12 protein-coding genes are annotated in these 13,034 nt (G+C 62.1%); 8 read left to right on the top strand and 4 right to left on the bottom strand.

Features of this window, described 5'->3' with window-relative positions:
• The 4 genes from ACGHIZ_RS08975 (at position 1) to ACGHIZ_RS08960 (ending at position 3,360) form a co-directional block, all read left to right on the top strand.
• Positions 1–834: a PTS system mannose/fructose/sorbose family transporter subunit IID gene (locus ACGHIZ_RS08975; RefSeq protein WP_089572476.1), complete on the top strand. Its 834-nt coding sequence runs from the start codon at positions 1–3 to the stop codon at positions 832–834.
• 26 nt (positions 835–860) lie between these two features.
• Positions 861–1,259 carry a PTS sugar transporter subunit IIA gene (locus ACGHIZ_RS08970; RefSeq protein WP_117638023.1) on the top strand — a complete coding sequence of 133 codons (399 nt, stop codon included), beginning with the start codon at positions 861–863 and terminating at the stop codon, positions 1,257–1,259.
• 12 nt (positions 1,260–1,271) lie between these two features.
• Positions 1,272–2,396 carry a glycoside hydrolase family 172 protein gene (locus tag ACGHIZ_RS08965; protein WP_172676343.1) on the top strand — a complete coding sequence of 375 codons (1,125 nt, stop codon included), beginning with the start codon at positions 1,272–1,274 and terminating at the stop codon, positions 2,394–2,396.
• Positions 2,397–2,475: 79 nt separating this feature from the next.
• Positions 2,476–3,360, top strand: coding sequence for an ROK family protein (locus ACGHIZ_RS08960; protein WP_390447590.1), 885 nt, complete (start codon positions 2,476–2,478; stop codon positions 3,358–3,360).
• 117 nt (positions 3,361–3,477) lie between these two features.
• On the opposite strand, the gene ACGHIZ_RS08955 is transcribed toward ACGHIZ_RS08960, so the two are convergent.
• The gene (locus ACGHIZ_RS08955; RefSeq protein WP_390447588.1) at positions 3,478–3,720 is read right to left on the bottom strand and encodes a hypothetical protein; all 243 of its coding nucleotides are present in this window, start codon (positions 3,718–3,720) and stop codon (positions 3,478–3,480) included.
• A gap of 625 nt (positions 3,721–4,345) precedes the next feature.
• Here ACGHIZ_RS08955 and ACGHIZ_RS08950 point away from each other — a divergent pair.
• Together ACGHIZ_RS08950 and ACGHIZ_RS08945 are read left to right on the top strand one after the other, a co-directional pair.
• Positions 4,346–5,425: a Gfo/Idh/MocA family protein gene (locus ACGHIZ_RS08950; RefSeq protein WP_390447585.1), complete on the top strand. Its 1,080-nt coding sequence runs from the start codon at positions 4,346–4,348 to the stop codon at positions 5,423–5,425.
• A gap of 3 nt (positions 5,426–5,428) precedes the next feature.
• Positions 5,429–6,175, top strand: a complete 747-nt coding sequence (locus ACGHIZ_RS08945; protein ID WP_055250213.1) for a DeoR/GlpR family DNA-binding transcription regulator — start codon at positions 5,429–5,431, stop codon at positions 6,173–6,175.
• A gap of 378 nt (positions 6,176–6,553) precedes the next feature.
• On the opposite strand, the gene ACGHIZ_RS08940 is transcribed toward ACGHIZ_RS08945, so the two are convergent.
• The gene (locus ACGHIZ_RS08940) at positions 6,554–7,213 is read right to left on the bottom strand and encodes an RluA family pseudouridine synthase (RefSeq protein WP_233503005.1); all 660 of its coding nucleotides are present in this window, start codon (positions 7,211–7,213) and stop codon (positions 6,554–6,556) included.
• 15 nt (positions 7,214–7,228) lie between these two features.
• The gene (locus ACGHIZ_RS08935) at positions 7,229–9,724 is read right to left on the bottom strand and encodes a DUF3656 domain-containing protein (RefSeq protein ID WP_390447582.1); all 2,496 of its coding nucleotides are present in this window, start codon (positions 9,722–9,724) and stop codon (positions 7,229–7,231) included.
• Positions 9,725–10,022: 298 nt separating this feature from the next.
• Here ACGHIZ_RS08935 and ACGHIZ_RS08930 point away from each other — a divergent pair, with 298 nt between their 5' ends.
• On the top strand, positions 10,023–10,400 hold the full coding sequence (locus ACGHIZ_RS08930; RefSeq protein WP_035137477.1) for a RidA family protein: 378 nt from the start codon (positions 10,023–10,025) through the stop codon (positions 10,398–10,400).
• Between the two features lie 112 nt (positions 10,401–10,512).
• On the opposite strand, the gene ACGHIZ_RS08925 is transcribed toward ACGHIZ_RS08930, so the two are convergent.
• Complete coding sequence (locus ACGHIZ_RS08925; protein WP_346971892.1) at positions 10,513–11,169, bottom strand: PAS domain-containing protein; 657 nt, start codon at positions 11,167–11,169, stop codon at positions 10,513–10,515.
• A 351-nt stretch (positions 11,170–11,520) separates the two neighbouring features.
• Here ACGHIZ_RS08925 and ACGHIZ_RS08920 point away from each other — a divergent pair, with 351 nt between their 5' ends.
• Positions 11,521–12,915, top strand: coding sequence for a uracil-xanthine permease family protein (locus ACGHIZ_RS08920; RefSeq protein WP_089572468.1), 1,395 nt, complete (start codon positions 11,521–11,523; stop codon positions 12,913–12,915).
• Positions 12,916–13,034 lie beyond the last annotated feature (119 nt).

Raw genomic sequence — 13,034 nt, 5'->3', positions numbered from 1 at the left:
ATGGAAAACGAGAACATCACCGCCGTCGCCGAGGGCAAGCCCTCCGGCTACAAGGTCACCAAGAAGGACCTGCGCAACGCGAACTGGCGCTGGCTCATGAGCGTGTGCACCTTCAACTACCAGACCCAGCAGGGCGCCTCAGTCGCCTACGCCCTCTCGCCGGTCCTGAGGAAGATCTACACGAACGACGAGGACTATAAGCAAGCGCTCAACAACCACTTCCGCTACTACAACACCCAGCCTTGGCTCGCCGCCATCATCCTTGGCGCCTGCGTGGCCATGGAGGAGCGCGACGGCCTAGCGGCGGCGGACGCCGTCCAAGACCTGAAGATCGGCACCATGGGACCGCTCGCCGGCGTCGGCGACTCCCTGCTCATGACCATGATCCCGACCATCATGGGCTCCATCGCCGCCTACATGGCCATCGAGGGCAACCCCGTGGGAGCCGGCATCTGGTTCGCGCTCATCCTGGCCATCTTCTGGGTCCGCATGCACGCCCTCGAGTTCGGCTACAAGCAGGGCGTGAAGCTCGTCACCGACTTCAGCGAGAAGCTTCCCAACCTCACTGCCGCCGCCTCCGTGCTCGGCCTCACCGTGGTCGGCTGCCTCATCGCCTCGGTCATCGGCGTCACCTGCCCGATTAGCTTCAGCTTCGGCGACGTCGCGATGGAGATTCAGCCGCTGCTCGACAAGATCCTGCCTGCCATGATCCCCGCCGCCATCACGGGAAGCGCGTATTACCTTCTTACCAAGAAGAACGCGAGCATGACGGCCCTCATCCTCGTGGTGATCGTCCTCGCGATGGTCGCCTCCGCCGCCGGCATCCTCGCCTAGCTTCGACCCAAGAGATTGGTGAATCAATGAGAAAGATAGTTGTGGCGAGCCATTCCCTTCTCGCCCAGGGCTTCAAGGACACCCTCGAGTTCCTTACGGGTAAGGGCGACGCCGTCAACGCCGTGTGCGCCTACGTGAACGACAACGGCGAGGGGCTCGACGCGGCGGTCGAGGCGGCTCTTTCGGGCACTGACGAGGTCGTCGTCCTCACCGACGCGTACGGCGGCAGCGTGAACCAGCGCTTCTCCCGCTTCGCCTCCGACCGGATCCACGTGATCGCGGGTGTCAACCTCCCGCTCGCCATGACGGTCGCGCTCGCGCGCCCCGACGAGAAACTCGACTTCGACGCCCTCGTCAACGAGGCGCGCCAGCAGATCATCTACGTGAACGGTGCCAGTTCCGCCGAGCGCGACGACGACGAATAGAGGAGGTCGACGATGAGAGAGTTCCTTAAGGACGTGTGGATGCACGGCGGTGAGGAAAGCCGCGCCATCACCCCCGAGAACATCACGGGCGAGAAGGGCCGCGCCGCCATGTCGGCCAGCCACCTCGGCGTCGGCCGCAAGGGCTCGTGCTGCGTGCCCCTTGAGTCCGGCGAGACCATCACGCTCGCGGACATCGAGGGCCCCGGCATCATCCGCCACATCTGGATGACCGTCCCCGACAAGACCGCCGCCGGCAGCTTCGTCATGCGCGACCTCGTGCTGCGCTTCTACTGGGACGACGAGGAGACCCCCTCGGTCGAGTGCCCTGTCGGCGACTTCTTCTGCAACGGCTTCGGTGAGCGCGCCATCGTCAACTCGATGCCCATCTGCGTGAACCCGACGGGCGGCATGAACTGCTACTTCGAGATGCCCTTCAGGAAGCACGCCAAGGTCACGCTTACGAGCGAGCACCCCGGGTTCATTAAGTACATCTTCTACACGTTCAACTACGCGCTCACCGACGTGCCGGACGACGCCATGTACTTCCACGCCCGCTTTAACCGCGAGCGCAGCACCCGCAGGGGCGTCGACTACACCGTGCTCGACGGCGTGCGCGGCAAGGGCTACTACGTCGGCACCTACATGGCCCTGTGCGCCCTGGAGCGCTATTGGTGGGGCGAGGGCGAGATGAAGTTCTTCCTCGACGGCGACGAGGAGTTCCCCACGGTCACCTCGACGGGAGCCGAGGACTACTTCGGCGGTGCCTGGGCCTTCCTCGACAGGCCGCCCCACGCGCTGCCCGAGGCGCAGTGCTTCAACACGCTGTTCGCCGGCTACCCGTACCGCTCGACGCGCGACGCCACGCGCGACCGCTTCAGCGCGGGCAAGCCGAACCCGAACCCGATGCTCGCGACCAACGACGACGCGCTGCCCAGGCACGGCCTCTACAGGTGGCACCTTCCCGACCCGATCTCGTTCAAGGAGGACCTGCGCGTGACGTTCCAGGACCTCGGCAACGACGACATCAAGCTCTACGAGCGCGAGGACGACATCTCCACCGTCGCCTACTGGTACCAAAGCGAGCCGCACGCCGTGCTCGCCCCGTTTGCCGCAAGGCAGGACCGCGTGCCCAGGTAGGGTCGCCTCGAAACAAGCCAACGTTATGGGCGCCCGCGGTTGACCATGACCGCGGACGCCCCTTTGCAAGGAGGATCACATGAGCGAAAAGCAAATGAGGCTCGGCGCCCTCGAGGCCGGCGGGACCAAGATGGTCTGTTCCGTGGTGTCCGGCGACGGCGAGGTCCTCGACCGTATAGAGACCCCGACGCTTACGCCCGTCGAGACCGTCCCGCAGATGATCGAGTGGTTCACTGCCCGCGATGTGGACGCGTTGGGCATCGGCGCCTTCGGCCCGACCTGCGTCGACCCCGACGATGAGCGCTACGGCTCCATCCTCCAGACGCCCAAGCTCGCGTGGCGAGGCTATGGTCTTCGCGCCGCGTTCGTCGACGCCCTCGGGATTCCGGTGGCCTACGACACGGACGTGAACGTTGCCTGTCTCGGCGAAGTGGTCTTCGGCTGCTGCAAGGGGCTCGAGGACGCCGTCTACGTGACCATCGGCACCGGCGTGGGCGCGGGCGTCATGTGCGCGGGCAGGCTCCTTCACGGCATGCTGCACCCCGAGGCCGGCCACATGCTGGTAAGGACCCGTCCCACTGAGGAGGGACGCTGCGTCTGCCCGAGCCACGCGAGCTGTCTCGAGGGCCTCGCCTCCGGCCCCGCCATCGCCGCGCGCTGGGGAAAGCCCGCGGCCGAGCTCGCGGACAACGATGAGGTGTGGGCGCTCGAAGGGGATTATCTGGGGCAGATGTGCGCGAACCTCGTGCTCATGTACTCGCCTCGCCGCATCGTCCTCGGCGGCGGCGTGATGCACCAGGAGCAGCTCTACGGCATCGTCCGCAAGAAGACCCTCGAATATCTGGGTGGCTACATCCAGACCGCCGAGCTTAAGGACATGGAGAGCTACATCTGCGCCCCGGGCTGCGGCGGCGACCAAGGAATCCTCGGCGCGGCCGAGCTGGCAAGAAGGGCGCTCGCGTAACTTGCGCTCTCTCCGCCATACAACGCGTTAAGAAAAGACGAGCGCTTCTTGCCAATTGAGCGGCAAGAAGTGCTCGTCTTTTGCATTTGTTTTTTGGGGCAGGACGCCCCGCCTCCGTTAGAGTCCCTGGACCGCCACACCCACGAGGTTTGGACCGGTGTGGACAAGAAGCGCGGGGCTGATGTCGGAGCGGACGACCTCCACCGCGTTGGCCACGCGCTCGCACAGGGCCTGCTCCATGCGGTCGTAGAGGTCGGCGTGGGCCGAGGTGCAGCTCACGGCAAAGCGCGCCTTGGGGTGCTTCTCGACGATGGCGGCGATGAGCTTGACCTCGGTGCGATGCGGTACTTGCACAGCCATTTCGTGTGCGCGAGGCTGTTGGCTTTCTGGGCCACAGCAATCACCTTCCCCTTAGTATGATGGTCTGAACAATCCTCATGCTAGGGGGAAGGTTTTTGTCGCGTAGCGGAAATTGGCCTCCACCCGCTGAGCGGGTGGCTTTCTATGCCGCGCGTGCCGCACGGCACGGACTAAAGTCCATGAATAAAACGAGGAAGGCCACGTCCGGCCTCCCTCGCAAAGAGTCTCTGATTGCTCCCACTCATTGGGGACAGACTTAAATGAGTGCTCTTGAAATGCCGGCGCCTGGGGACGTTCTTTTTCTGTCTGCAGTTTGGAACGTTCCTTTTCTGTCGGCAGTTTGGGACGGTCCTTAGAGCTGCAGCGCGCCATGAGCGACGAGGCGAAGCGGATCATCCTGTCTTTTGAGTTCTAAGCAGAATTCCCCGTCTCTGAGTAATGATTAGTGCGCATTTGTGCGTATTTGTGTGCGTAGGATTGCGTGGCTATGCGTGTATAAGCACCGTCTGCGGCTGTATTATGACCATTTGGCGGTTATATACGCAAAAGTACGCACATACGCGCTAATTTGTGCGAATATAGAGACGGCAGAAATGTTAGACGCTCCATGACCCAGGAGGCACATATGGCAGATTTCAAGCAGGCTCCACTCGACGCGGCGGCAGCCGCCAAAGCAGCGTTCGCTTCGGTCCAGGACAAGCCGTTCCCCGACGATATCTTTACGGCTCCCGAGCTCCGTTGGGCTGTGATCGGGTGCGGTGTTATCGCCAACCAGATGGCCCAGTCTCTCGCTCTTGCCGGCCGCAAGCTTGCGGGCGTTGCCAACCGCACACTGTCCAAGGCTCAGGCTTTTGCAGAGCAGTATGGCATTGAGAAGGTCTATGAAACGGTCGAGGACCTCTACACCGATCAGAACATCGACGCCGTCTACATCACCACCCCGCACAACACTCATATCACCTATCTGCGCGCTGCGCTGGCAGCTGGTAAGCACGTGCTCTGCGAGAAGGCCATTACCCTCAATTCCGCTGAACTCGATGAGGCCCGTGCCATTGCCGCCGAGCACAACGTGGTCCTTATGGACGCCACCACGGTGCTCCACATGCCTTTGTATCAGGAGCTGCGTCGTCGCATGGATGTCGGTGAGTTCGGCCGCATGAATCTCGCTCAGCTCAACTTTGGCAGCTACAAGGAGTACGGCGATCTGACCAATCGCTTCTACAACCGCAACCTTGCTGGCGGTGCCATGCTCGATATTGGCGTGTATGCCCTGTCCGTCATGCGTCTCTTTATGGCCAGCCAGCCCGCCGAGGTCGTGTCTCTAGGCAACACCTGCGAGACTGGCGTCGATGTTGCGGGCGGCATCGTCTGCCGTAATGCCGAACAGCAGCTGGGCGTGGTGGGCCTTACGCTCCACTCCAAGCAGCCCAAGCGCTCGATCATTAGCTTCGACAAGTGTTATATCGAGGTCAACGAGTATCCGCGTGCCGATCACGCGACCATCGTGTGGACTGCCGACGGCCATCGCGAGGAGGTCCACGCTGGCACCGAGGCCTACGCACTGTGCTACGAGATGGCCGATCTTGAGAAGGCCGTTGCCGGCGACGACTCCAAGCGCGAGCTGCTGGATTATGCTTCTGATGTTATGGAGCTTATGACCAAGCTTCGCGCCGACTGGGGAGTCGTGTACCCCGAGGAGGAGTAAGCGATGCTTGCGGAAGATAGGCTCAACGCGATTGTATCGATGGTGCAGCAGGCCGGCTCGGTTACCGTTCCGGAGCTTGCTGAGGCCCTGGGCGTGACGGCGTCTACCATTCGGCGCGATCTGCAGACGCTCGACCGAGCGCATCGCATCGCCAAGGTCCACGGTGGGGCGACGAGTCTTGAGCGCGCGCACGTGACGCGCGACCTAACGCTTAATGAGCGCAGCGACCTCCATAACGATGACAAGGAGCGTATCTGCGCCCGTGCGGCGGCGCTTGTGGAGCCTGAGAGCTTTGTATACATCGACTCGGGCTCGACGACGCTCAGGCTCATCGAGCATCTTCCCCACCTTGAAGATGTCACCTACGTGACCGATTCCGTGCTCCATGCTCAGCGCCTTGCTTTGCGGGGTATGCGTACCGTGGTGCTGGGCGGCGAGCTCAAACCCGAGACCGAGGCGCTCGTTGGCCCCGATGCCTTGGCAACCTTAGATCGCTACAACTTCAACTGTGGCTTTTGGGGCTCTAATGGCATCGCCGCCGAGCAGGGCTTCACGGCGCCCGATATCGAGGAGGCCCAAGTAAAGCGCATCTCGATGCGTCATACGGCCAAACGCTTCGTAATCTCGGACGCCAGCAAATTTGGCATGGTGGCGCCCGTCAAGTTCGCGGACTTTCGCGATGCAACGATCATCACCGCGGGCGAGGTGCCCGCCAAGTACCGGGCAATGGACAACGTCGTCACGGTCTAGCGGCGGGGCAAGGTCAAAACCATTTAGTTTTCTCAATAGAAAAGCGGCAACGTCCATCACGGACGTTGCCGCTTTCGTCGTCTACTGGTTCTGTCTAAGTCTGTAACAACTGGACCGTTAAAAGTGGGATAGGTGTTACAGATTGAGATGCTTCCGAACCGCGCCGTCCCTTTGTCTCAATCTGTAACATCTGGGATCGATTTTGCCGAGTTACTGTTACAGATTGAGATTTTCCCTTAAGGGGGATTCGAATGTCTCGATCTGTAACAGATAGACCGGAAAATGGGTTCTAACTGTTACAGATCGAGACGTTTTGGGACCGCGGCTGAGCCATTGCGGCAAAACCACCATAAAGGTGCTTGTCCCCTTTGTGGTGGTTTAGGGCTCCCAGGGGCAGGGGGCTTCGATGTGGATGTGCTCGCCGGTTACGGGATGCGTAAAGGACACGCTGTGGGCATGGAGCATGAGGCCGCAGGGGCGCGGCGTTCCGTACAGGTCGTCGCCAACCAGGGGATGATGCTCGCTTGCCAGGTGCACGCGAATCTGATGCTTGCGGCCGGTGAGCAGCTCGACATCAATATACGAGCGCGTGGGCAGGCCTCGACGGCTCTTAAGACGCTTGAGCACCTTTACGCGTGTTTGAGACGGCTTGCCGCTGGCGCCGACGCGCATCTTTCGACTGTCGTGACGGTCGCGGGCGATGGGCTTGTCGATGAGCTTTTCGTTCCAGTCGATCTTGCCCTCGGCCAGCGCCAGGTAGTGCTTTTCGAACGCGTGGTCGATGATCATCTGATCAAAGGCGGGCTGCGTCTGCTTGTCGAGTGAGAACAGCACCACGCCGGTGGTGTCACGGTCCAAGCGGTTGAGCGGCTGCATGTCGGTCGCGGCAAAGCCGTCGCCCATCGCCAGCAGCAGGTCGCTGGCGTAGTCGGTGAGCGTGCGCTCGCCGGTGCCATCGCCGTGGACGATCATACCGGCAGGCTTGTCGATGGCCATGAGCCAGGCGTCGCAGTAGAGGACTTGAGGTTCTTCGTTCACGTGTAAGCCTTTCAGTTAGCTGATTCCGACAAACATGCAGCCCGAGGTCGCCCCGCGTAGGCGGGCGGCGGGCTTGCGACCGGCCTGCGCGGCCTCGACGGCGCGACGGACGCGGGCGACGGCACGGCCCACCTCATCCGTCTCGAGCAGCGTTCCGTCCACCATGAGACGGCGCACGCCGGCGTCGAGCAGCTGTGGAACCTGCGGTGTGAGGTCGATGGGGTAGGCGTCGTACAGGCGAGAGCGGCCGTGGATGTCGGTGCGGACGGGCATGACCTTTCCGTCGATATTCTTGAGCGAGAGCTTACGGGCACGCAGGCGGCAGCTGGCACAATCGTGGATGCAACCGTTGGCAACCTGCAGAATGCAATGCTCGCTTGTCATGACGCGCGGGCGGCCAAAGACGGTGATGCCTAGAGCCGCGGGCGCGGCGGCGCCGAGCGAGACAATCTCGTCGAGCGTGATCTCGGGCGAGAGCCAAAACGCACCGGCTCCGCGCTCGGCAAGCGCCTCCATGCAGGGCGTGTTGTGCACCGGCAGGCAAGAGCGAATCTCGGCCGTGGCGCCAACCTGGGCGGCCAGGGCAAGCTCAGAGATGTTGCCAATAGCGACCGTGGCGCCGGCAACAACCCATGGGTCAACGCGGGCGTGGTCAACGGCGCGGCAGACCTCGTCGAGTGCGGGCACAATACCCTGCTCAAATGCATCGGCAGGGGAGAGTCCGACAGCCTCGAGCGCGTCGGTGGTCATGTAGATGCGCGTTGCACCCTCCGCGCGAGCGGCCTCGGCGGCCTCGAGCGAGGTGACGGTAGCGCAGATCTGCGGCTCATCGCGGTAGTGCTCGGGCGCGGGGCGGGAATCATTGGTGACAGTCGCCGGTAGCTCGAGCGTGCGGGCGCGCTCCTCGTACGGTGCCAGAATGGCCTCTTCCAGCGCCTTGCAAGCGGCGGCGCGCACCTTGTGCACGGCGGAGAAGCCCATACCGCAGCCCTCATCGAGCGCCACCTCAAAGCTCGCAGCCTCAAAGGGAGAGGAACCCATGCGGCCGACGTGCTCAACCAGATCGGACGCCTCGACCGCACGGGTCTTGGCGGCCTCGACGGTAAAGCCCGTGGCCGTGGCCGTAAGCGAAGGGTCGTCGCAGCAGGTGAGCGTAACGGTAAACGGCTCGCCCAGACGCGCCACGACGGACACATCAACAGCTCGGCGGCGCAGCACATCGCGCTTGAGCGCGGCGCCGGCGGCGTCGATGGCACGCTGACTGCGAATCACGCGGACGCGGCAGCCCTCGGGCATGCTGCGGGGTACGCGACATTCGATGACTTCACCGGCTGCGGCATCATCGGCGGCAATGGTGGTCAGGAACTGGTCAAACTCGTTATCGTGGCGAAGCTCCAGCAGGTCGCCCTTGCCCACGGGCTCAAACAGCTCAATACGGGCGATGGCGGCGCGGCGACGGCGGTCGTCGGGCTTGAGGCCGCGCACATCGCGGTTGGCCGGGCGGCTGCCCAGCACCGTGCCCACGATCTGGCCGCGGTTGTTGGAACGCTCATAGCTCATCATCTCGTCGCCCGAGGTGCCGTCCTGATAGGCGTGCGTAAAGTCGCGGTTAAAGCAGCGCTTGAGCTGGCGCTGGCGGGCGTCTTTCTCGTCCTTGGCAACGGTGGTTCCGGCCAGCATGTCATCAATCTGATGACGATACACGTCGACGATGGAATACACGTAATCGGGCGCCTTCATGCGGCCCTCGAGCTTGAGCGACGCGGCGCCGGCGTCATACAGGCGGCGAACAAGTTGTGAAGTGTTGGTGTCACGCGGGCACAGCGCGCGCTCGCGACCGGCAGGGGAGAGCGAGTGACCGTTCTCGTCGATCAGCTCGTAGGGCAAGCGGCAGGGCTGGGCGCACATGCCACGGTTGGCCGATCGTCCCGCCATGGCAAAGCTCGAAAGCAGACACAGGCCAGAGTAGCAAAAGCAGATGGCGCCATGGCTAAAGACCTCAAGGTCCACATCGGGCGCGGCATCGTGAATGGCGGCAATCTCGTCGATGGAAAGCTCGCGCGAGAGGGTCACGCGGTCGGCGCCCTGCTCGCGGCACCAAAGGGTTCCGCGGTCGTCGTGGATGTTCGCCTGGGTCGAGATATGCGTCTCGATGCCGGGCATCGTGCGCTTGACCTCAAAGAACAGGCCCCAGTCCTGGATGATGAAGGCGTCGGCGCCCAGCGTGGAGCAGCGATGGATGAGCTGCAGCGCATCGCTCATCTCGGACTGCTTGATGACGATGTTGACCGTGACGTAGACGCGCGAGCCGGCCAGATGCGCGGCGCGGCAGGCCTGCTCAAAGGCCTCGTCGGTAAAGTTGGTGGCCTTGCGGCGTGCGTTGAAGCTGCCCATGCCGCAGTAGATGGCGTCTGCCCCGGCGGCGAGCGCGGCGGCAAAGGGCTCCGGGCCTCCGGCGGGGGCCAAGAGTTCGGGTCTGCGGTTGGTGGTTCGACTGGCGGTTGCGGTCATATCCTGCCTTTCAAAATGCTCAGATACTCAAAAGTATAGTGGTGCCGTCGCGGCAGGCGATGCCCGTGCTCTAAGCGGGATAAAGTCTTCAGCAGCTTGGACTGGCTGCTTCACATGAGAACCGTTCAGCGGTCCGGGGAAACCGTTGGGCGATAAAATATTCTCGCAACGTGATAATAATCTTGCATCGCGCGGAAACCTTGAGTACTATCCCAATCAAGCGCGGTGTTCAGACCGAACTGTGCCTCCCGGTGTGAACGCCGCGCTCCCGTTCCCTTTTACTTGTAAGGAGAAAAACATGAGCAAGACCGTCGTGTCTTCCGATAACGCACCCGCAGCCATCGGCCCGTATTCCCCTGGTATCCAGACCGGCAACATGGTGTTCCTGTCCGGCCAGCTGGGCATCGATCCCGCAACTGGCAAGATGCCCGAGGGCGTCGAGGCCCAGGCCAAGCAGTCCCTTGCTAACGTCGAGGCCCTGCTGACCGCTGCCGGCGCCACCTTTGCCGATGTCGTCAAGACCACGGTCTACCTGGCTGACATTGCCGACTTCGCCGCCGTGAACGAGATCTACGCCTCCAAGTTCGAGGCCCCGTTCCCCGCGCGCAGCGCTTTCCAGGTTGCCGCTCTTCCGGCTGGCGGTCTGGTCGAGATCGAGGTCGTCGCCGCTCTCTAAGGCGTTGGCCACAACTAAACATGACATGCAAAAAGACCCTGCAGCGCGTGCGAGCTGCAGGGTCTTTTGTCAGGTGACGAATCGCTTGTGGAGCCGCGCTTCATTTTGCTCGTTAGCCCTCCTTGCGGACTTTTTGCAGGTAGCGGTACACGCTGGGCTCCGAGATGCCCAGCGCGGTGGCGGCGCAGGCCACGGCGCCCTTGAGCATGAACACCCCGTTGCCGTTGAGGTGGCGAATGGCGTCCACGCGGTCGCTCTGACCAAGCGACGCTACATCCAGCCCGCGCGCGCTCAGCAACTCGGCAATGCTGCGGTCGATGAGCTCCTGGGTGGACTCCGAAAGGCTTTCGACCTCGATAGGGGCGGGCTCCGTGCGCGTCGGCGCTGCGTCGAAGCACGCCATGAGCTGCTGCGCCATGGCGTTGATGGAGCGTACGGTCGAGAGGTCGGTGTTGACGCAGAGCATACCGACGATCTCGTCATTTTCGCGGATAAAGAACGTCGCGGACTCCAACGTCTTGCCACCGGCACCGCGCCCCTCGTAGCCCGTAATAAACGGCAGGTCGCGATACTTGGGGTCGTGCATGATCTTGAGCGCCAGATCGGTGGCGGGACCGCCGACTTTACGACCGCTCACGATGCCGTTGCGAATATCGACGATGGCATGGTCGGGATCCGAGAAATCGTGCAGGACGATCTCGCTGTTCTTACCGAGTATCTGCTCCAGGAAATCGACCATCGGCAAAAAGCGGCGTACGGTCTCGTTCACGGGCAACTCCTTTGGGTGAAATCGGAAGTTTCATAACAATTTTTTCTCATGGTAACACGCTGCTCTTCATCTCGTATATCCGCAGGTACATTGCGTAATACAGACGAACGGTAGGAATTTGGCGGTAAACGGTTGACCAAAAGAAAAGTTAGATGTTATTTTGACCAGGCACTTTCCTGACCTGCGGAAATGCATAATCCCAGCTCAAGAACAGTCTGATAACAAAAAATTATTATTGAGAATGAGAATCATCTTTAATACGATATGCAACGAAGGCACAACCTCAACCCCGCACTGCGTCACAATAGAGCGTTAGATGCGAAAACAACTATTTCGAGGATTGGTGGTCAAATGACCCAGGAGACGGTTAAGAACGGCACTGAAGCCCTGTTCACTCGTGAAGGCATGCCTCCCGTTAAGGAAATGATCCCGTGTGCCCTTCAGCACGTACTGGCATCGTTTGCCGGCATCATCACCCCGGCTGTCATCATGGCCGGCGTCTACGGCTTTAATAGCCAGCAGAGCACCGACATCATCCAGGTCGCGCTCATTCTTTCGGCGATCGACACGGCCCTTCAGGCCTTTGCCCCCTTCCGTCGCATCGGCGGCGGCCTGCCCATCGTCATGGGCGTTTCGTTCGCGTTCCTCCCGGCCCTGCAGGCCATGGGTGCCTCGGGCTTTAGCTTTGGTGCGCTGCTGGGCGGCGAGATCGTCGGCGGCGCCGTCGCGGTCCTCTTTGGTCTGGCCTACAGCAAGATCAAGTGGCTGTTCCCGCCCGTCGTGACCGGTACGGTCATCTTCTCCATCGGCGTTTCGCTGTATCCCACGGCCGTCAAGTATATGGCCGGCGGTATGGGTACGCCGCTATGGGGCACCCCGCAGGCCTGGTGCGTCGCTCTTATCACCTTCGCCGTGGTCTTTGCGCTCGCCAACTTTGGCAAGGGCACGCTCAAGCTGGGATCCGTGTTCTTTGGCATGATCGTCGGCATGATCGTCTCCATCCCCTTTGGCATGATCGACTTCTCCAGCGTCGCCACCGCTCAGGTCTTCGCCCTTCCCAAGCTCATGCCCTACGCGCTCGAGTTTGATCCCGAGGTCTGCATTACCCTCGCTGTCGTGTTCCCCATGGTTGCCATCCAGGTTATCGGCGACGTCTCCGCCGCCTGCCTGGGCTCCATCGACCGTATGCCCACCGAGCGCGAGCTCTCCGGCGCTATCGTGTCCCAGGGCCTCACCTCTATGGTCGGCGGCCTGCTGGGCGGTCTTCCCACCAGCGCCCTTGGCCAGAACGTGGGCATCATCTGCTCCAACAAGGTCGTCAACAAGTGGGTCTTTGTGATCATCGCGGCCGTCTTTGCCATCGCCGGTCTGTTCCCGCAGCTCTCTGCCGTCCTTTCCGCTATCCCGCAGCCCGTCATCGGCGGCGCGACCGTCGGCGTCTTTGGCACCATCACCATGAACGGCGTGCGCATGTTCACCCGCGAGGGCCTCACGCAGCGCACTACCACCATCGTCGGTACCTCCGTCGTCTTTGGCCTGGGTATCTGGATGGCCAGCGGTTGCCTTGCCGGCGAGGGTATGCCCGCCTGGGTATCCACCGTCATCGGCTCCAATGCCGTAACCCCCACCGCCATTATGGCCATTGTCCTTAACCTGATCCTTCCGCAGACGCCGGTCGTGGCTCAGCACATCGATGCTGCCAAGGACGCTGCCGTGGATCTGGTCTTGCCCGAGAGCAAGAAGTAACCAATTCGGTGCTATTCGTCGGCGGGCGCATCGCCTCGTCCGCCGACGTCATGCGGCGCCAAGCCGCGCTTCAAAGGGTTTGTCCCTTTGGTGAAGCGTTGACGGGAGAGGGCCCGTTT

The sequence above is a fragment of the Collinsella sp. i05-0019-G5 genome (genome assembly GCF_042851345.1).
Taxonomy (GTDB): domain Bacteria; phylum Actinomycetota; class Coriobacteriia; order Coriobacteriales; family Coriobacteriaceae; genus Collinsella.
The sequence above is the reverse complement of the archived record's forward strand: the minus strand, read 5'-3'. Positions and strand labels throughout refer to the sequence as shown.

Bases quoted from the DNA above. Each gene is read 5' to 3' on its own strand.
- ACGHIZ_RS08975 (WP_089572476.1), top strand. From the start codon at position 1: ATGGAAAACGAGAACATCACCGCCGTCGCCGAGGGCAAGCCCTCCGGC.
- ACGHIZ_RS08970 (WP_117638023.1), top strand. From the start codon at position 861: ATGAGAAAGATAGTTGTGGCGAGCCATTCCCTTCTCGCCCAGGGCTTC.
- ACGHIZ_RS08965 (WP_172676343.1), top strand. From the start codon at position 1,272: ATGAGAGAGTTCCTTAAGGACGTGTGGATGCACGGCGGTGAGGAAAGC.
- ACGHIZ_RS08960 (WP_390447590.1), top strand. From the start codon at position 2,476: ATGAGCGAAAAGCAAATGAGGCTCGGCGCCCTCGAGGCCGGCGGGACC.
- ACGHIZ_RS08955 (WP_390447588.1), bottom strand. From the start codon at position 3,720: ATGGCTGTGCAAGTACCGCATCGCACCGAGGTCAAGCTCATCGCCGCC.
- ACGHIZ_RS08950 (WP_390447585.1), top strand. From the start codon at position 4,346: ATGGCAGATTTCAAGCAGGCTCCACTCGACGCGGCGGCAGCCGCCAAA.
- ACGHIZ_RS08945 (WP_055250213.1), top strand. From the start codon at position 5,429: ATGCTTGCGGAAGATAGGCTCAACGCGATTGTATCGATGGTGCAGCAG.
- ACGHIZ_RS08935 (WP_390447582.1), bottom strand. From the start codon at position 9,724: ATGACCGCAACCGCCAGTCGAACCACCAACCGCAGACCCGAACTCTTG.
- ACGHIZ_RS08930 (WP_035137477.1), top strand. From the start codon at position 10,023: ATGAGCAAGACCGTCGTGTCTTCCGATAACGCACCCGCAGCCATCGGC.
- ACGHIZ_RS08920 (WP_089572468.1), top strand. From the start codon at position 11,521: ATGACCCAGGAGACGGTTAAGAACGGCACTGAAGCCCTGTTCACTCGT.